The organism is Confluentibacter lentus, from assembly GCF_002806995.1.
Lineage (GTDB): Bacteria > Bacteroidota > Bacteroidia > Flavobacteriales > Flavobacteriaceae > Confluentibacter > Confluentibacter lentus.
In genome coordinates, this window is record NZ_NIHE01000009.1 from 64,227 (window position 1) to 82,346 (window position 18,120).

Annotated in this window: 20 protein-coding genes and 1 pseudogene; 12 read left to right on the plus strand and 9 right to left on the minus strand. The window is 33.0% G+C overall.

Annotated features, from left to right (window positions below; all coding sequences use genetic code 11):
- Window positions 1-9 precede the first annotated feature (9 nt).
- From CDH50_RS13430 to CDH50_RS13485, 12 genes and pseudogenes are all read left to right on the plus strand, one after another.
- Entirely contained in the window at window positions 10-1,608 is a 1,599-nt protein-coding gene (locus CDH50_RS13430) for a RagB/SusD family nutrient uptake outer membrane protein (protein WP_100612804.1), read from the plus strand.
- 335 nt (window positions 1,609-1,943) lie between these two features.
- Complete coding sequence (locus CDH50_RS15360; protein WP_262496141.1) at window positions 1,944-2,180, plus strand: sodium:solute symporter family transporter; 237 nt, start codon at window positions 1,944-1,946, stop codon at window positions 2,178-2,180.
- A 2-nt stretch (window positions 2,181-2,182) separates the two neighbouring features.
- The gene (locus tag CDH50_RS15365) at window positions 2,183-2,434 is read left to right on the plus strand and encodes a sodium:solute symporter family transporter (RefSeq protein WP_100612806.1); all 252 of its coding nucleotides are present in this window, start codon (window positions 2,183-2,185) and stop codon (window positions 2,432-2,434) included.
- A 226-nt stretch (window positions 2,435-2,660) separates the two neighbouring features.
- Window positions 2,661-3,654: pseudogene (gene galE, locus CDH50_RS13445) on the plus strand (UDP-glucose 4-epimerase GalE).
- A gap of 862 nt (window positions 3,655-4,516) precedes the next feature.
- A complete protein-coding gene (locus CDH50_RS13450) occupies window positions 4,517-4,873 on the plus strand; it encodes a single-stranded DNA-binding protein (RefSeq protein ID WP_100612807.1) in 357 nt (118 codons plus the stop codon).
- A gap of 77 nt (window positions 4,874-4,950) precedes the next feature.
- Window positions 4,951-5,331 carry a DUF6876 family protein gene (locus CDH50_RS13455; RefSeq protein ID WP_100612808.1) on the plus strand — a complete coding sequence of 127 codons (381 nt, stop codon included), beginning with the start codon at window positions 4,951-4,953 and terminating at the stop codon, window positions 5,329-5,331.
- A 9-nt stretch (window positions 5,332-5,340) separates the two neighbouring features.
- Window positions 5,341-5,538 carry a hypothetical protein gene (locus CDH50_RS13460; protein ID WP_100612809.1) on the plus strand — a complete coding sequence of 66 codons (198 nt, stop codon included), beginning with the start codon at window positions 5,341-5,343 and terminating at the stop codon, window positions 5,536-5,538.
- Window positions 5,539-5,928: 390 nt separating this feature from the next.
- A complete protein-coding gene (locus CDH50_RS13465) occupies window positions 5,929-6,312 on the plus strand; it encodes a BfmA/BtgA family mobilization protein (RefSeq protein WP_100612810.1) in 384 nt (127 codons plus the stop codon).
- 14 nt (window positions 6,313-6,326) lie between these two features.
- Window positions 6,327-7,355: a MobB family relaxase gene (gene mobB / locus CDH50_RS13470; protein ID WP_100612811.1), complete on the plus strand. Its 1,029-nt coding sequence runs from the start codon at window positions 6,327-6,329 to the stop codon at window positions 7,353-7,355.
- Entirely contained in the window at window positions 7,355-8,947 is a 1,593-nt protein-coding gene (locus CDH50_RS13475; protein WP_100612812.1) for a type IV secretory system conjugative DNA transfer family protein, read from the plus strand. The genes mobB and CDH50_RS13475 overlap by 1 nt, the downstream gene beginning before the upstream one ends.
- 128 nt (window positions 8,948-9,075) lie before the next feature.
- Window positions 9,076-9,801: a DUF6088 family protein gene (locus CDH50_RS13480; protein WP_100612813.1), complete on the plus strand. Its 726-nt coding sequence runs from the start codon at window positions 9,076-9,078 to the stop codon at window positions 9,799-9,801.
- An 89-nt stretch (window positions 9,802-9,890) separates the two neighbouring features.
- On the plus strand, window positions 9,891-10,871 hold the full coding sequence (locus CDH50_RS13485; protein WP_100612814.1) for a nucleotidyl transferase AbiEii/AbiGii toxin family protein: 981 nt from the start codon (window positions 9,891-9,893) through the stop codon (window positions 10,869-10,871).
- A gap of 4 nt (window positions 10,872-10,875) precedes the next feature.
- Here CDH50_RS13485 and CDH50_RS13490 read toward each other — a convergent pair whose 3' ends face one another.
- From CDH50_RS13490 to CDH50_RS13530, 9 genes are read right to left on the minus strand one after another with little or no spacing between them, the layout of a single operon-like run.
- Window positions 10,876-11,238, minus strand: a complete 363-nt coding sequence (locus CDH50_RS13490; protein WP_100612815.1) for a hypothetical protein — start codon at window positions 11,236-11,238, stop codon at window positions 10,876-10,878.
- 6 nt (window positions 11,239-11,244) lie between these two features.
- Window positions 11,245-12,078, minus strand: a complete 834-nt coding sequence (locus tag CDH50_RS13495; RefSeq protein WP_100612816.1) for a DUF4138 domain-containing protein — start codon at window positions 12,076-12,078, stop codon at window positions 11,245-11,247.
- Between the two features lie 10 nt (window positions 12,079-12,088).
- Window positions 12,089-13,018 carry a conjugative transposon protein TraM gene (gene traM / locus CDH50_RS13500; RefSeq protein WP_100612817.1) on the minus strand — a complete coding sequence of 310 codons (930 nt, stop codon included), beginning with the start codon at window positions 13,016-13,018 and terminating at the stop codon, window positions 12,089-12,091.
- Window positions 13,019-13,020: 2 nt separating this feature from the next.
- The gene (locus CDH50_RS13505) at window positions 13,021-13,638 is read right to left on the minus strand and encodes a conjugal transfer protein TraK (protein ID WP_100612818.1); all 618 of its coding nucleotides are present in this window, start codon (window positions 13,636-13,638) and stop codon (window positions 13,021-13,023) included.
- Window positions 13,639-13,655: 17 nt separating this feature from the next.
- On the minus strand, window positions 13,656-14,498 hold the full coding sequence (locus CDH50_RS13510; RefSeq protein ID WP_100612819.1) for a hypothetical protein: 843 nt from the start codon (window positions 14,496-14,498) through the stop codon (window positions 13,656-13,658).
- A gap of 2 nt (window positions 14,499-14,500) precedes the next feature.
- Window positions 14,501-15,115, minus strand: coding sequence for a conjugal transfer protein (locus CDH50_RS13515; protein WP_394337014.1), 615 nt, complete (start codon window positions 15,113-15,115; stop codon window positions 14,501-14,503).
- Window positions 15,116-15,126: 11 nt separating this feature from the next.
- A complete protein-coding gene (locus CDH50_RS13520) occupies window positions 15,127-17,523 on the minus strand; it encodes a TraG family conjugative transposon ATPase (RefSeq protein ID WP_100612821.1) in 2,397 nt (798 codons plus the stop codon).
- On the minus strand, window positions 17,516-17,788 hold the full coding sequence (locus tag CDH50_RS13525) for a hypothetical protein (protein ID WP_100612822.1): 273 nt from the start codon (window positions 17,786-17,788) through the stop codon (window positions 17,516-17,518). Before CDH50_RS13525 ends, CDH50_RS13520 begins: the two co-directional genes overlap by 8 nt.
- A 34-nt stretch (window positions 17,789-17,822) precedes the next feature.
- Window positions 17,823-18,110 carry a hypothetical protein gene (locus CDH50_RS13530; protein WP_100612823.1) on the minus strand — a complete coding sequence of 96 codons (288 nt, stop codon included), beginning with the start codon at window positions 18,108-18,110 and terminating at the stop codon, window positions 17,823-17,825.
- Between the last annotated feature and the right edge of the window lie 10 nt (window positions 18,111-18,120).

Sequence of the window (18,120 nt, forward strand, 5' to 3'; positions counted from 1 at the left end):
AATAAACTTATGAAAACAAAAATTAAATATTTATTAAGCTTCTTAATCATAGTCTCATGCTTTAGTTGTGAGTCGTTTTTAGAAGAAGAAATACGCGACATTATAGCACCAGAAAATTTCTTTGCTTCAGAATCTGATGCACGGCAGGCGATTAATGGTGTGTATGCCATATACAAGAATAATTCTATGTACGGTCAACTAGGACTAGATACCTTTTACGAAAATGGCGCCGATACTGTTGAGCCAAGCCGTCCTGCTTTAGTAGACGCTATAGGAAACTATACTATGGATGAATCTGTGGCAGATGAATCCGTTCAGAGAATGAGTGTCTCTGATACTTGGAAGGATTGCTATAAAATTGTTTTAAACTGTAATATTATTATCGACAGGGTAGACGGAAACACTGCCATTTCTCAGGCTGTGCAAACAAATGTTATAGCAGAAGCTAGATTTTTACGCGGTCTAGCCTATTGGAATATAACCAACCTTTGGGGAGATGCGCCTTTTTATACTGAAAACCTTAAACTAAGTGAAATTAGAGAATTAGGTAGAACGCCTAAGGCGACTATTATTGCGAGTTTATTAGACGATTTACAATTCGCTTACGATAATCTAGCTCCTTCGTATCCAGTTGCTCAAAGAGGGAGAGCCACAAAATGGGCAGCTGCGGTAGTTATGGCTAAAACGTATATGGAGCAAAAACAATGGCAAAAAGGTTTAGACATGTGTCTTGCGATTATAAATCAGTCTTCGCATTCTATTTTACCAAACTATGCAGATGTTTTTGCTCTTGGAAACGAGTATAATGACGAGATTATTTGGTCTTTAGATTTTGCTAAAGATATTAGATCACAATATGAAGAAGGTTTGGTTAATCAAGCCGGTGGTGTTTTAGATGCTGTATGGGGTAATGGTAACTGGAGACCTAGTATTTTTGCCCCTCGATTAAGAGACGAACCAAAAAACAGCGTTAATAGACAGGCATTATCTTCGGCACTTACTGCTAGAGGTGAATACTTTAATGGAACAGGCGTGCAAGTAGCAGGAAAGGACTTTGCAGCCAAGTTTCCCTTGAATGACTTAAGAAAACCTTTTAATGTTTTGACTAACTATTTAGGTTTTGATTTAGTATTCCCATATATGCAAAAACTTTGGAATCTAAATATAGCAGCTTCACCACGTTTTAACCATGCAGATAATAGAGTGGTTTTCCGTTTGGCTGATGTAAAATTAATGGCTGCGGAATGTGAAAATGAACGACCAGGTGGTAGTCCTTTGGTAGCTTATGAATATATTAAAGAAATAAGAAACCGTGCTTATACAACTCTAGGAGAAGCAGAGGCTATTAGGGGGCTTAGTCAAGCAGCTTTTAGACAAGCTATTTATGATGAACGTAAATGGGAATTAGCAGGAGAAGGCTTTAGAAGATATGATTTAATTAGATGGGGTATTTTATTAAACGTAATGCAAAACATTGAGTATCGTTTTTGGCAACCTGCACAAAATATAAAACCTTGGCATGTAAAACTTCCTATACCTTTAACAGAGTTACAACTAAATCCTAAATTATTGGAGTCAGATCCAACAAATAATGGATATAGACAATAAATATTTTTAGTTAGTTTAGTTTAGTTTGTAAAAAGACCGGAATAATTTTATTTCGGTCTTTTTTTAATGTCTTTAATAAAGAAGTACAGTACAAGGTACAAAATAAATCAATAAAAATTTTTTTGCTACAAAATTCACATTTTGTATCTCTTGAAAGAGATTATCAATGTTTTTCTAGATGTTTTTTAGTGTCCTTTATGGTTTTCTATAGATTAAATATAGCTACTAAATATGTGATTAATAAGAAAATTATATAAGTCAAGGATTAATTTATTCTACTTTTTGTAGTAATACCAGGAATTGCAGCTTATGTAATGGTAAAAGACCCTTCTATTATGGCAGGATTAGGAGAAGCTGACCAATTAAGTATCCCATCTGCAAGGCAAGCCGATAAAGCGTATCCGTGGTTATTACAATTTTCACCAACAGTACTAAAGGAGGTAGATTTTGCTGCTTTAGCTGCGGCTATTGTATCATCATTGGCTTCCATGTTAAACTCAATGTCCACCATTTTTACAATGGATATCTATAAACAGTACATTGATAAAATGCCAATGATAAAACGACTGTAAATGTGGGTCGTGTATCGGCTGCAGTTGCTTTAGTAATTGCTGTTATTATGGCTCTACTTTTAGGGGGTGTCGATCAGGCTTTTCAACTTATTCAAGAGTGGACAGGTGTTGTAAGCCCTAGTATTTTAGCGGTATTTATTCTAGGATTATTCTGGAAGAATACAACCAACAACGCGGCTATTTGGGGTGCCCTTTTATCTATTCCAATAGCTATGGTTTTAAAATTTCTATCTATTGAAGCCCTAAAACCATAGATGCATCAAATGGGCTTTACTGCCGTAGTTACCATATTAGGGATAGAGTAGTTTTAAGTTATTTTCAAAACAAAGGAAAAGATGATGAAAAAGCCATTCTATTATCTAAAGAATTATTTAAAACATCGCCTTTGTTTAATATAGGTTCGTTTATTATGTGCGTCGTTACTGCCGCATTATACTGCCTATTTTGATAGGAAATTTAATAAAAAATTTTAATTAAAAAATGAATAATAAAATCATATATACAGGAGGATGCGGATATATAGTTCTCATACAGTTATTGCCTTGATAGAAAATAATTTTGAAGTTGTAATTGTAGATGATCAATCCAATTCCAATAGAGAAGTACTTAATCGAATTAAAAAATAACAGGTGTTAATCCTCAATTTTTAAATGTTGATTTAAAGGATAAGTTTTTAGCCGATAATGTATTTCGTTATGTAAAAGGTGCAGATGCTGTAATTCATTTTGCAGCCTATAAAACGGTTGGTGAATCTGTTGAAAAGCCACTCATTTATTATTAAAATAACCTTGGGATCTGAATAAATACGCTGGTGGTTATGGAGAAATATGACGTTAATAATTTTATATTTTCTTCTTCAGCTACTGCTTATGGGAAACCAGAAGTTTTACCTATCACAGAATCCAATGAAACACAGCGTCCGTTTTCACCATATGGAAATACTAAATAAATAACTGAAGAAATTATAGAGGACGTTGTAAAAGCAAATTCAAGATTATCTGCAATTTCGTTGCGTTATTTTAATCCTATTGGCGCCCATGATTCTGTATTAATTGGGGAACATCCCAATAGAATTCCAAATAATTTAATGCCCTTTATAAGCCAAACAGCAATTGGTATACGTGAAAAGCTTATGGTTTTTGGAAATGATTATACAACTAAAGACGGTACTCCAATTAGGGATTATATTCACGTTGAAGATTTAGCCGAAGCGCATGTTATTGCTCTTAAAAGGCTTCTTAATAAAAGTCGAAATAAGGCCTTCGAAATTTTTAATTTAGGAACTGGTATTGGGTATTCGGTTTTGGATATTATAAACGAATTTGAATCTATTACTAAAACAACTTTAAATTACAAAATCATTGATAGGCGTCCTGGAGACGTTCCTGAATTATTTACCGATGTGAACGTGGCTAAAGATGAACTACACTGGAATGCCAAAAGAGACTTAAATACTATGATTTCTTCAGCTTGAAAATATGAGCAGCAAGCAAAAAAAAAGGATTAGACTAATATTAATAAAATTAAAATTTATCATTTAACTAGGCAAATCCAAAAATTAATTTTTATTTTGTTTATATTAATACTACAACATTGAATTTTTTAGAATAGAGCAAAGAACTATTGAGGATAAACGAATTAGATGATAGAAAGAACGCATTACTAAACTCAAAAATTCGGATAAATCATAGTCCTAGCCACTAATTATCCCTTTGATGATTAGTGGTTTTTTTATATTATTATCTCTAAAGCCATTCAGCACATTCCCCTGCATTCCGTGAAAAACTTCATTTAGGGAAAAGAGCTTCTTTAAAACAGTCTTGGACACAATCCCAAAGTTTTAGATTTTCACTTCTCTTTTTCCTGCCGCAGAAGGCAGGAAACCTCCGTTCCCAATATAAAACTTTGAAATAGCGTCCGCTTAATAGGAAAATGTATTTGCATTTTGTTCCACTTCCTATGCTTTTGTATTTCACAAAGAATTTAGACCCACATCCGAAAGCCTACACCGTCATACCTTTTTTTGACAGCAAAATAACAACATTCAGCTTTGAATGACAGCATAACCAGGCTCATGCTTCGCTCTTTTTATATGTCTATACAAACCTGAATATTGAACATCACCGAGCAACAAAAAGAAGGTAACAGTGACGGCTCTATGGGAAGTAAATCTAAAATGAATCTTTTGAAATCTTACAAAATCAATAAAAAGGTAGCGGAACAAAAGTTAAAAAAACAAAAAAAGGAAAACGCTCTGGATATAATAAGTAAATCAATTTTTTAAGCCTTTCTGAAGGGTTCAGAGAGGTCAATATTAATCTTTAAATTTTTAAATTATGAGTACTCTAAAAAACAAAGTACAGTTAATTGGCAACGTAGGAAACGAGCCAGAAATCACGAACCTAGACAGCGGAAAGAAAGTAGCTAAATTTTCAATCGCTACCAATGAGTTTTATAAAAACTCAAAAGGCAAAAAAGAACAGGACACCCAATGGCACAATATTGTGGCTTGGGGCAAGATTGCCGAAATAGTTGAAAAATACGTAGGCAAAGGAAAAGAAGTTGCCTTAGAGGGCAAATTGACATCACGCTCTTATGAAACAAAAGAGGGAGAAAAAAGATATATTACCGAAGTGGTAGCCAATGAAATCCTGCTTTTGGGAATTAAAGGCGATGATAACGCCATGGAATAACTAAAAATTAAAAGAGAGCGTTCCTGTGGAAAGATGCGCTCTCTTTTTCATTATTAACTTCTAAAAAGAAAATCACAATGAATACACAAGTTAACAAAATAAAAGCGGAACTGCAACATTTTATAGGTTCAGAAACCTTTTATAAAATTCCTTTAATAGGAACTAGATTTACAGATGGAATAAAATATTTGGCAGATACCGCTGAGTGTTTTTGGTTAGTAACCGATGCTTCAGTAATAGCAAAAAGTTTAATGAACAAAAGCTATTTTGTAACAGTCGATTTTAAACGACTTTCTGAAAAAGAAAGAGCAGAAAAGCAATGCGAGGCTTTAATTAATTATAGTGACGGAAATGGCAATATCTACGAAACACATAGATACCATGTGACGGATTTTCCATTGGATGAATTGCGGCTGTTTTTTGTAGATAATACGTTGATGCTTCCGAGTGAATATTGATTTTCTATCATGGTATATCTCAATTATTTTAACCTCGATAACGAAACCCAAGAACGTTTGGTTTCGGTTTCCAAAAAAGATGTAGAACATAAATTTGGAAATGAATTGAAACGATACGCCAAAGAACATCATATTGAATATGAGACACTTTTGGAAGAAGAAGCTTTAAGAAACTTGTATTCTTACGATTATGTTTTTAATATTTAGAATCTAATTTTCAACTCAGGACCTTTAAGTTTTTAAAGGTCTTTTTTTTGTTCTGCTATTTTATATTTTGCAACAAAAAGAACGGTTTACTAAAGAAAGTTTTAAACTTCTAAAATAACACTCTTAAAAAATCGAATTTCAATTTGTATTTCAGAAAAAGCCATTACATTTTTGGATGTAATGGTATTTTTTTGTCCCGATAAATCGGGACGAAAAGGAATAGCAAGAGGGTAACACGCTAAAGCGATGTTTCAATGTTCAGTTTTTGCAAAAAACTAGCAAAATCAATTGTTTCCAGAGAATTATAGTTTTTTAAATTGAATTTGTAACATCATTTTTTCAGAAAAAACGCGCTCAGCCCAATAAAAACAACAAATTTTTTCAGAAAAAATGGATAAAGGATATGAAAAAGAACGATTTGAGATGCTAGGAATCAAAGTTTCGGTAGCAAAAAGATTTCGGAAATTTTGTAAAAAAATGTCAAAGTCGCAATCCATGACATTGCTTCTGATGCTTGACTTTTTTGAGGAGAATGGGATTTCGCCAAATGAAAAAATCGGTCCAAATATGCAAACATTGGAGAGTGAAATTAAGAAACGAATTAATGCTGTAATCGCCATCATAAAAGACATCGAAAAGAACCATGACAAACCTACAACCGCTATGTTGCAATCTTTGTTTATGGAGTTTGAACCAAAGCAACAGAAGCTCATTTTAGAGAAAGAAATTAAAGAAAATAAAGTTCAGTTTGTAGAAAAAAAAAGATTTAAATAATCAATTATAAATTAATGTACATAACAATCACAGCACAAAAATTAGGAGGTAACTATTCACAAAGTTCTGCGGATTTTATAGACTATCTAGAGAAAGAAAATCAGGGTTTGGAGCAAGAAGATATAGAATATTTTTTTAACCAATATGGCGATGAAATAGATGCTAAAGAAGTGGTCAAAGAAATTGATAGTAATACTGCAAAACTTAAAAATAGAGAACCTAAGTTTTATTCAATTACTGTAAGTCCAAGTCAATCTGAACTTCGAAAATTGCAAAACAGTTCTGAAGATTTAAAGACATATACCAGAGCCATCATGAATGATTATGCAAAGTCTTTCAATCGAGAAATTAATGGCAAACCAATAACCGTAGACGATATAAAATATTTTGCAAAAATTGAACACCACCGTACGTTTAAAGGTACTGACAAACAAGTGCGGGAAAACCAACCTTTTGCTACTAAGATACTTGAGCTGAAAAATGACATTAGGAAAATGGAACACCAACAAATGGAAGGAAACATAAAGCAATTGAAAACTCAAATCGCCGAATTAGAAGCCGATGCACCACACAAACAAAATGGAAAACGTATTGTTCAAGGGATGCAAAAAGACGGCAACCAAAGTCATATCCATATCATTGTGAGTCGAAAGGATGCTTCTAATTCTGTGAGCTTATCACCAGGATCCAAACACAAAGCTTCAGAAGTAGAAATGCATGGTAAAATAGTAAAACGAGGATTTGATAGAGATGTATTTTTCACAAAAGCAGAAACCACCTTTGACAAAACCTTTGGCTACAAACGCAACTATGCAGAATCGTATAAATCGAAAAAAGATTTTATTAAAGATCCAAAGTTGTATTTCACGACATTATTAGGTTTGCCAGCGAGTGAAAAAGCAATTGCTTTTAAAATTCTGGCGAAATCGGGGGTTCCCATGGCGAGTATTCCAACTAATCAAGTGCAATTGGCACTTAAAACGATAAGATACTTAAAAAGGGGTGTGGGTATCGCAATTAAATCGGGTTCAATAGGAATGTAATGGATTTAGAAAGCATCATTTTTACAATAGGATTATTTTTTGGAATGATTTTGGTTTTTTCAAGTCTATTCAAATTGACTAGATATGGCTATGCGATAAATCTAATTTTAATAGCTATTTGCTTTTGGATACTGTCTAAGCTAAATATTTTTTTGGATCAATGGATTACAAAGATACTTTATATAGGTTGTCCACTATTGCTAATCAATACGGTTTTATATGTATTTCTACACACTGAAAATGAAGCTTTCAATTCCAATAATAAATACCAAGTTCAATTTAAAGTTATGCGAAGAAGTTTTAAAATAGACAATATCAAACGTGGTGCTTCCATTATTGGTTCTGCAGGTAGCGGAAAAACAGAAAGTGTCGTTTATAATTTCCTTCAGCATTTCAGCAAGCATAAATTTTCAGGGGTGATTCACGATTACAAGAATTTTGAAATTACTGAAATGGCATTCCCTTTATTTGAAAAAAGTGAGATTGATTTCAGAGTGATTTCATTCGATACTATTTATGATAAAGTCAATCCTATAGCACCAAGATATATGACCAATGAAGAAAGCGTCAATGAAGTTGCCAGGGTTCTTATTGAAAATCTGTTGGAACAAAGGGAGTCAGGAAGCATCGGAACAACCAGATTTTTTAATGATGCTGCAGAAGGGCTTATAGGAGGGTTAATTTGGAAACTTAAAACCAACTATCCTCAATATTGTACATTGCCCCATCTCATAGCTATTTACCAGTTTTTGGATACAGATAGTCTCATTGCTTTTTTGAGTTCTAACACAACATCAAGAGCCATGGCAGATGCCTTTATAAGTGGTAAGGATTCCGATAGACAAACAGCTGGTGTGAAAAGTACCTTGGCGAATGCGCTGAAGAAGATATCTACGCAGCGTATTTTTATGACCTTATCTTCGGATGATGTGTCACTTGATATCAATAACCAAGAACAACCTTTAGTGATATCAGTTGTGAACAATCCAAAATATGAAACCGCCTATTCTCCAATTATAGCCACAATAATCCATACCATTACTAAACAAATGAGTATAAGAAATGCTAATCCCTCATTTTTGATGATGGAAGAAGCACCAACTATTAGGCTGTTGAATATGCACCGTATTCCGGCTACTTTAAGAAGCTATGATATTGCGACTATTTATGTGATGCAAGACAAAATCCAAAACGATATGATGTACGGTGATAAAGCAAGTAAAGCTATTTTGAGTAATCTGTCCTATCAATTCTTTGGAAAGGTAAATGATCCTGATACCGCCAAATATTATGAACGTTTTTTTGAAATCGTAAAGAAGGAAACCACAAGTGTGAATCGTGGTCATAATCTTAATTTTGATACTCGAATTACAACAGGCGAACGTGAAGTTGCTAAAATTAGAGCGGATGTTTTTTTTAGATTAAAGGAAGGCGAATTTATCACTTTTGCTGACGGTGAAGATAAAAAAGTTCAATTTAAACTTTCTAAAATTGAAAGACGCTTGCCAACCAAATCCCAAAATTATACAGAAGCTGATTTGGTGGAAAATTTTGAGAGGATTTATAATGAGGTTCGGTCGATTTTTAAATAGTTCATGAATTTAATCTGAGATATACTAAAACTAATAATGGAACAGTTATTATATCCGATAGTCAAGTAAATAGTGGAAAAAACTTGACAAATAATATTTAAAATGATTATCTTTGTACTATTAGAACTATGAATATAACAACATCCATAAAAACTAAAGTTGCTCGTATAGATACTGGAGAAGTATTTACATACGATACTTTGTCTATTCCTCAAAGTGAATTTTCTGCTGCAGCTAAAGCTTTAAGCCGATTGGTTGCTAATGGAGTTATAAAGAGATATAAAAAAGGGATGTACTATAAACCCAAGCAAACTGTTTTTGGAGAACTAAAACCAGGAGAAGATGTATTGCTTAAAAATTATCTCTTTGAAAATGATAAACAGATTGCTTACGTAACAGGAGTTAGATTATATAATCAACTTGGTCTAACCACTCAAGTTCCTAACGTTGTGAGATTGGCAAGTAAGGATAAAGAGATAAAGACAAAAATTGGAAGCTTAGTTATAAAACCTGCCAAAAGTTACGTTTCGGTTACAAAAAAAAATGTACCATTATTGCAACTATTGGACGTCATAAAGGATTTTAAGAACATTCCTGACATGGATAAAAGGAAAGGTGTTTCTTTTCTTAAAGAAAAGATAGAAAACCTTTCGGCTGACGATAAAGAGAAGTTGACCAATTTTGCAAAAGCCTATCCACCAAAGGTTAGGGCTTTATTGGGAGCCATTCTTGAAGCTCTTTTACTTGAAGATTTGAGTGAATCACTTAAAGAAACCATTAATTATTTGAGCAGTTACGAATTTGGAATATCCGAAAAAACTTTACCTTCTGTCTCAAACTGGAACATTACTTAATGAAACGAGCATGTTAAAAATTTTAACACACAACCGAATGATTAATAGCGAACAGCATCTGACCATTAAAAAACAATAAGTAGTAACAGATGAAATTACACAACTATAAAGATGCCTTTGAAGGTGCCATTGTCGCAGCTGCACAACATTTTGGGATTTCCGAAGTCTATATTGAAAAAGATTATTGGGTAACCTTAGCTCTCAAACAAATATTTACGGATGCTAATTCAAAGAACATAGCAGTTTTTAAAGGCGGAACATCCCTTTCCAAATGTTTTGGTATTATTGACCGATTTTCTGAAGATATAGATATGGTGGTCATTAAGGAAGATGGCGAAACAGACAATTCTTTGAAGCGAAAACTAAAAAAAGTAACTAGTGCTTTAGAAGTTATTATGACTGAAATTCCCAACCATATATTGGAGAACAAACGCGGCAAAATTAGAAAAGTGGTCTATGGTTATGATAAGGTAGGTGTTAAGGGAACGTATGGCCAAGTGAGGGATCAAATTATATTGGAAGTTTCAAGTCTTGGAAATTCGCAGCCTTCTGAAAAAGTCAAAATACATTCAATGATTACACAATTTATTGGCACAACCAATAATCCAGACCTTATCAAAGAATACCAACTTGAACCTTTTACTGTAAATGTCATTAGTATTGAACGTACTTTTTGTGAAAAGATCATAAGTTTGGTCAGGTTTTCATATACCGATAACCCTTTAGAGGATTTGGCTAATAAAGTCCGTCACACCTATGATTTACATCAATTATTACAGGAAAATAGAATATCTACATTTTTAAAATCAGATGATTTTGAAACGATGCTTATTCAAGTTGGAAAGGACGATGATAAAGCCATCCCTAATGATAAAGAATGGTTGTCCAAGCATCCATCAGAATCGTTGTTTTTTAATGAAACGGAGAAGGTATGGGAAACTTTGAGCAAAACTTATTCAAGCTCTTTTAAGGAGTTACTTACTGGAGAACTTCCAGATGAAAAAAAAGTACTAAAATCTTTGCTGATGATTGGGAAAAGGATAGAATCCATTAAATGGAATATTATTTAATACTTCAAAAAGGCGATTTCTCCCTCAATCCTTTTTCAGTTACCTTCCACTGTTCTTCTGATTTTACGAGTTTAAAAGTTTCGGGTTTTTCTTCATAGGATGTTGAGAACTTTACCCAAGCAACATCGCCGTCAACAGTTTCTTGAATCAATTTAAAGTTTGACGGACTATCATTACCAGTTGCAATCATAGCCTGAATAGCCATAAATGAAGCGTAACTTTCTGGAGTGGCGTACTTTTTTAGTTTGAAATTGTCATTTTTATAAAAACTCTCAATAACAATTTTTGCCGTATCGGTATGAGATAATTGGGTTTGACCGCAGCTCAATACTAACGAAATCAGTAAATAAATTATCATCTTTTTCATGGTATTTTAATTTGGGTTATTAATGGTTTTATCTGATATGTTAAGTTTTATATTGCGCTCTCCATTTTTTTCATTGAATTCTAAAATGACCTTTCGTTCATCACTTATAGAAAACTTTGGAACTACATATACCAACTTTGCAGTTTGGTTTTCTTTAATTTTTAATGGAACATTGTATTCAAAAACAGGTTTTAAATAAAGACTTTGTAATGATTTTTTCTTGCCTTTCTTGAGGGTTTGTATAGTTAAATTTAAGAAATTCACATCATAATCTAAAGTCGATTTATTTTCAACAGTCATTACAAAATATAATTCCTCTTTGTCAAAAACGATATTTTCAATCTTCAGAATAATACCATCATGTCGTTTTTTAAGCTTACCAATGAGTTGTCTTCTTTTAACCAGATAAGAACAAAAGCGCTCATAATAATTGGTTTTAAAGTCAAAGAGCTCAATCGGTTTATTTTGGTTATCAGCTGCTCTGGTAAATGGTTTTTCATTACCAATAGATGTCGAATCTGGTATGAAATAATTCAAAGTTTCAATTTGCTCTTTATACCTTACAATATACGAAAAAATTGAACCATTATTGTTGATTATCAGTAAATTACTTTCTTTTCCTGGTGTTGCTTGGAGCAATCCAAAATACTGTTCTTTGTCTCTATTATAAGTAAAAACGAAATTTTCTGAACCCGTAATGCCTTGACGGATTGGGTTAGGGAAGAATAAGGCAACATTTTTATGGTCATTGGCATAAATGGTATCTATAACTGTTTTTGGTTGTGCTTTTACAAATGTAGAGACCAAAATAAAACTGAATAATATTAAGTGCTTTTTCATAATTTTAAATTTATAATTGTGGTTTTAAAATGAGTTTGTAGTTATTAACTATGGTAACTTTTACTTGCCGATTACTACGCTGGAATATTTTCTTCACACCCGTAACTTGAGGCACTCCAGCAATGTTAATATCGTCAACAGCATCTTCAATAACTTCGCTTGTAACATCAGCCCTAAAATTGTTTTCTACATAAACGCCCTCACTGCCATCTTGAAAGTCGAATGCTTTTAATTTTACGGGTTGATGTAATATATTTTCAATGTCTATTATTACTCTATTGGGTTTAAAACTAATGAAGCCATAAACAGCGGTGTTCTTTGGAATAATCTGGTTATTGATAAATGCATCTCTTTCCAAACGCATTTTTAAACGAAAATCTTTCTTGACTATTTGGTTTCCGTTCACTACAACATATATCGTGGAATCTGTTTTTAAAATATTTGAACTTGTATTCTTTTTAGGATTAGATGCAAAGAATAGTTGATGCTCTAATCCAATTTCTTTTGGGGCAGTGGTTTTATAATCAATGGAAATAATGGAATCAGTTTTCTTTTCAGAAGCTATATCAGAAGCCTTTGGTTTTGTTTCTCGATATTGGTTTTCAGTATAGTTTATCCTTCCTAAATTATAAATGCTATCAACAATACGTATTTTGTCCTTCTCCAATAAGTCTGGGTCATAAAATCCTAGTGAATCTATTAGTTTTTCGTCATAAATACTTGGAGCATTGGTTTCGCGTACTTCTTTCAGGTCGTCAATAGCTTTTAACCTTGATGTGTAATTTTCCTGTTCTTGTTCAAGTTCTGGTACTTGGGTCTGTTTAAGATTATCATTTTGCTTTTCATCATCTCCCATTAGTAAAACAGAATAGGAAATAAGAAAGATTAAAATAACAGCTAATACAGATCCAAAAACGATTTTATTCTTTTCTATTTTCATAATTATTGGTGGCCATTTTGGACCTTTTTTAAAGTATTTTCAAAGTAATTTGTAATTAATAAGCCATGAGTGTTATTCGGATAGTTACGATCAACAACCAACAAGTTTCCAGTTGAAACCAGCTCGTAAGTATCAACAATAGTTCCCCGGTTTATTTCAAAAACAGTTGTTGTTTTAAATTGATAAGGTTCAGTTTGTGTATCTAGCTGCGATTCAATACTCAATACTTTTTGTACTAATGAATATTGCAGTAAACGATTATAAACACCGTCTGCTTTTTTTTGACGATAAAGATTATCGACAGAACTATTTCCCAACCATAAAGCTTTCTCCAAATTCTTTTCATAATTGCTAGCATCAATATTGTAGAAGTAAGTATGAAATAATTCTAAATGTGCTAATGCTTCCACTTGAAAATTTTCTTTTTGAGTGACCCATTTTAAAGGGATAACAGAGCCATCCGTGTTGATTGCAAAGGCGTTATTGAGTGCTTTTTTATGAATATCATAAACGATCCATCCTGAAAAAGCACTAGAACCTAATGCACATAAAATAACAGAAACAACAATGAATCGATTGATGTTCAAAATAGTATATATGTTTTTGTATGATGTTTTCATTTGAATTGAATTGGTTTTTAAGAAGTAAATAGCCTTAAAGTAAATGAGGTAGCACGCTTGTAGAGTTTAAATTTTAAAAACACAATAAATACCACTGAACCGAGCTGTACTACGGGTGCAAAAAATCGACTCCCAACATCTGTCCCGAAAAGGTTCACCCAAAAATTAGTATTAATTTCTGTGTATATGGCATTGATAAAAACATTCACTAAAAAGAAGGCCGGGACTAACATATAGACCGCCGCATAAAGTTTAAAAAAAGAGTATGCCATAGAACGAAACTTTTCAAAAACGGCTAGACTTAGTATTAATGGAAAAAAGGCTTGCATAATACCCAAAAGAAAATAGCGTTCAGCTAAAAACAAGGGGTAAATGAATAAGTCTAGAATCCAAAGTCCAAGGCTGATAATAAAAGATATAATCTTCCAGCCATATAGCGGTGTCACTAAGGCATCATATAGGAGTGCCATGGCTTTTTTGGTGGCTTCCAACACGCCCACATCTTCTTCAAGAGGCATATCTTGCATTTGAAGCGGAAGGAGCGCGGGAGCCGTGTTACGGTATTGAGATTCAATGGCAACAAGAATCCCATCGAAAACACCCAGAATCTGTGTTGAAAAAATGACTAGGAGAACCACAGCAAAATTCTTCGAAAGTTCTCCCGGACTCAATCCCCAAGTGTAGCCATCTTTATTGGCAATTCCTTCATTGTACTTTTTAAGGATGTTGACTAGAAAAAACAGAACAGCAAGTGTTTTCATTCCTGCAATGGTGTATTGTGAAAAATCACTGTTCTTTATGGTTTGAAATACCGTATCGATATATTCAAGTCCAATGCCTAAAAAGAATGTGGCTGCCATTTTTAATAGTTTGTTTCTCGATTATTTATTTTATCCTGCATTTTTCTGAAAGAAATAATATCACGATAGCGTTCCGTTTTCTTTGTGATTTCGGCTACCATTTCTTTTGATGATTCTTCTTTTTTAGTTAGAACATCGGCACGTTCAGCATCAGTCATTTTCAAAAAATCGTTAGACAGTATTTGCTCTATAAAATCCAGATCTTCCAATGAGCTTTCAATAATAGAGTTGAACGAATCTGAAATTCGGGTAACTTCTTCAGGCTTGATATAAGGCGAGTTTAGAATATCTCGTAAATCATTTCTAACTATATTAAAAAGCTTTTGATTGTTTTGGGACAATTCTCTAACTGCTTTCAATTGTCGAATGACATTGTTTACTTTCTCAATATTTTCCTTTTGAGTTTTTAAAAACTCCACTGTTTTTAATAATTGTGACGTTTGTTTTGCCGATTCAATAAGTGATTTGGAAAGACTTATAAAGTTCGTGTTGTCATAAACTGGCATACCTTGAGCGCTTATTTTGAAGCTAAAAAAGATTGCCATTACTAGAATTAAGATTGTTTTTTTACTCATAGCTAAAAATTTGTTTTGGTATTCGTGAATCTTCGATTTCATAATTTTTTGTTTTAAGATGTGTATTCAGTGATTGCTTTTTCCATGTTTTGATGTTTTTCATAGAGTTGCATGATGTCTTCATTTTCCTTACCATCAGTGAGGTAAGCAGCATAAACTTTTTTGGGTACTTCCAACCGGAAAATGTTGCTCTCTTTGCCAATTTTGATAAACATTTCAGTGTACTTACGTGGTCCAGTTAAGTTGTTCTTAATGGATTTTAATTGGTTTAAATCATGGCTGGAGAGATTCAATCGGTTTTGAAGTTCATGGTAACCTTTTTCATTATTAAGGCTGTAAATAACTTGCGTGTTTTCAAGTATGCTTGCAGATGTCGAATTATTGGGTAATTGGTTGATAGATTGCAGTATGATGCCAATTGCACCATTTTGTTTTCTAATAGCTTGATAATAGAATTCTACACTTTCCAATACATTTTCGAACTTTAATTGTTTAGCAAACTCATCAAATAAGATGATGCCCTTTTCAGCTCTGTTTTTCCAAATGGTACGTTGGATGGCAGATTTTATGAGTTTTAACATGACAGACAATATCTCTTTATTGTCCTTAACTTCATCCAACTCAAAAACAATTAAGCGTTTGTCTTCAATTTTATAAGTTTGGTCTTCACTTACTTCAAAAAGAAAACTGTACAAGCCATCACCAACATATTCAGACATAATGTGCAGAAAGTTGGTAATATTGAAATAATCCTCATGGATTTTTAATTGCTCTAAAAGGCTGTCTTTATTCGTTTCAATAAACTCATAAAAACTATTTAGTGAATAAGCTTCAGGTATTTGGTGATAGTAATGGCGTAATATTTTCTTTACCGAAACAGATTGTGCTTTTGTTACTTTTAAATCGGAAGCAAATAATTCAAAAAGAAACACAGATAAATCTTCAAGACGTTCCGGAGTGAGGTCATTTAGGTTGCCAATGTAAAAAGGGTTGATGCCTAAATTCTTGCCACTTTCATAACGTAAAACGGTGTATTGCTCAGGGTATAATTTTGCAAATTTGGTATAAGAACCACCTAGATCAATAATTACCAAGCGCACACCACTTTCAAAATATTGACGCAGAATGTTGTTGGCTAAAAAGGATTTTCCTTCCCCAGTAGGTGCGAAAATGGCAAAATTTCTAGCTTTAATACGTTTCTTTTGTTCGTCCCAAACATCCTTTAAAACAGGAATGTTGTGTTCTCTATCATTAAAAATAATACCCGTTTTATCAGACTTATAATTGCTATTGTTGATTAATAAACATAGGGCGTGTTTTAAATCAGTCACATATAAATCATCATTTGAGAAATTGGATGAGAAACAGAAATAACTATTTAGAATATAATTTTTACGTTCTTCACCGCGAGGGTAATAGGGGATGATATCCAATTCCTTAAACTCAGTCTTGATTTTAGAACCAATGTGCTCTAAATTTTCTGGTTTTTTGTCCCAGTAGATAATATTGAGATGACCTCGAATAACTCGTGCTTTATCATCTGCATTAATTTGGTCGAGTATATGCTGAATTTTTTTCAGCACCACTTTATTCTGCGACCCAAAATTGGAACTCTTGTTTAATTCTTCAACTTTCTTGTCTAGTTGTTTACGCCATTTTTGTCTATCGTCTAAATAGATAATTTGGTTCACAATATGGTTTTCATTCAGTGTTAAACCCATACCATCTATAAACCCTTGATGAAACACAAAATCGTCTGAAGTAAACTTTTCGTTCGTTTTGCTAGTTTGGACACTCTCCCCAAAACATAATTCGCTATTGACTGAAAGTACGTCAAAATAATGTTCTCCAATATTGGTGCTATTTTTTTCCAAAAGAATGTCAGTATCAAAGCCATGATTAAAACCGTTAAAAAAGTTATTTGTTAATGTGTGAATACCAACGGCATCCATGGGAGTAAAAGTCATTTTCCGACTGTTATTTATAAAAGAAACAGAATCACTTACAGAGCTTATAAAAGTGTTTATGGTATCATCCATTTCTTGAACAATACTTTTTGATACTTTTCTAAAAGGATTTTCATATTTACTATTATTTAGAGCGTTGTTCTTGGTTAGAATGAAGAACAAGTAGCATTGATGCTCCATAAATTCACGACCTTTAAAATGCTGATGTGTTGCTTTTTCTAAGAAGCTTTTGTTGGGTAATTGTTCCGAAGTATATTTCTTTTTTAAGTAAACATCTTGTTTGTGAACCACACACCCAGTTGGTAGTGATTTAATGGCTTGAAACCAGGCACCATGCATATCTTCAAAATCTTTTTCTGAAAGGGAATATATTTCTGGTAACGAACCTTTAAAGCATAAAACAACATTGCCATTATTAGCAAAAACAACATGTTCTTGAATATCTACAATAGGGTAATATGACAGCAGATTTATTTTATTCATAAGTTGTTGATTTTTTATTGCTGATTATTTTAGGAAAAACTTTAGCAACTTGAAGTAGTTGTGGATTGTGGGCAAACTTTGTTAATGCTATATAAAGTGTTGCATTGCATATTAAAACACCAATAACAACTATAAAGCTGAACGAGAAGATGATAACCAAAAGTGATGCTACAATGGCAATCATCATAAGAGCAAACAGTGAAATAGGCAATCCAAAAATAATCGCCTGTTTTCTTATGTTTTTATAGATTTCGTATTTCTTCATAAAGCTATTTCAATAAAGCCCTCGATGAGGGTCATTATACCACGATGCTTATCAAGTAAGTGAAAATGCCTACTACCGCACCTGCTATGAGTACAAATACTAATACACGTGTAATGCCTTTTTTAAGGTCAGCGTTCTCACCAAAAAAGTGACCAGCATTAAATAGAAACCCAATTAGGAAAATAACGCCCAAGATGATTGGGAAAATGGTTCTAATGGTGTCTGAAACATCATTTACGGAGTCTTCAATACCTCCAATTTGCGCGAAGCTTGGTGCAGATAGTAATAACAGAAAAGTTAATAGTAGAATTGATTTTTTCATAAGGAATAGA

Coding starts and splice junctions, on each gene's coding strand:
- traM (WP_100612817.1), bottom strand. CDS start 13,018: ATGAAAATAGAAAAGAATAAAATCGTTTTTGGATCTGTATTAGCTGTT.
- CDH50_RS13520 (WP_100612821.1), bottom strand. CDS start 17,523: ATGAATAAAATAAATCTGCTGTCATATTACCCTATTGTAGATATTCAA.
- CDH50_RS13475 (WP_100612812.1), top strand. CDS start 7,355: ATGGATTTAGAAAGCATCATTTTTACAATAGGATTATTTTTTGGAATG.
- CDH50_RS13515 (WP_394337014.1), bottom strand. CDS start 15,115: ATGAAATCGAAGATTCACGAATACCAAAACAAATTTTTAGCTATGAGT.
- CDH50_RS13485 (WP_100612814.1), top strand. CDS start 9,891: ATGAAATTACACAACTATAAAGATGCCTTTGAAGGTGCCATTGTCGCA.
- mobB (WP_100612811.1), top strand. CDS start 6,327: ATGTACATAACAATCACAGCACAAAAATTAGGAGGTAACTATTCACAA.
- CDH50_RS13465 (WP_100612810.1), top strand. CDS start 5,929: ATGGATAAAGGATATGAAAAAGAACGATTTGAGATGCTAGGAATCAAA.
- CDH50_RS13460 (WP_100612809.1), top strand. CDS start 5,341: ATGGTATATCTCAATTATTTTAACCTCGATAACGAAACCCAAGAACGT.
- CDH50_RS13505 (WP_100612818.1), bottom strand. CDS start 13,638: ATGAAAACATCATACAAAAACATATATACTATTTTGAACATCAATCGA.
- CDH50_RS13455 (WP_100612808.1), top strand. CDS start 4,951: ATGAATACACAAGTTAACAAAATAAAAGCGGAACTGCAACATTTTATA.
- CDH50_RS13510 (WP_100612819.1), bottom strand. CDS start 14,498: ATGGCAGCCACATTCTTTTTAGGCATTGGACTTGAATATATCGATACG.
- CDH50_RS13450 (WP_100612807.1), top strand. CDS start 4,517: ATGAGTACTCTAAAAAACAAAGTACAGTTAATTGGCAACGTAGGAAAC.
- CDH50_RS13490 (WP_100612815.1), bottom strand. CDS start 11,238: ATGAAAAAGATGATAATTTATTTACTGATTTCGTTAGTATTGAGCTGC.
- CDH50_RS13480 (WP_100612813.1), top strand. CDS start 9,076: ATGAATATAACAACATCCATAAAAACTAAAGTTGCTCGTATAGATACT.
- CDH50_RS13430 (WP_100612804.1), top strand. CDS start 10: ATGAAAACAAAAATTAAATATTTATTAAGCTTCTTAATCATAGTCTCA.
- CDH50_RS13495 (WP_100612816.1), bottom strand. CDS start 12,078: ATGAAAAAGCACTTAATATTATTCAGTTTTATTTTGGTCTCTACATTT.
- CDH50_RS15360 (WP_262496141.1), top strand. CDS start 1,944: ATGGCAGGATTAGGAGAAGCTGACCAATTAAGTATCCCATCTGCAAGG.
- CDH50_RS13525 (WP_100612822.1), bottom strand. CDS start 17,788: ATGAAGAAATACGAAATCTATAAAAACATAAGAAAACAGGCGATTATT.
- CDH50_RS13530 (WP_100612823.1), bottom strand. CDS start 18,110: ATGAAAAAATCAATTCTACTATTAACTTTTCTGTTATTACTATCTGCA.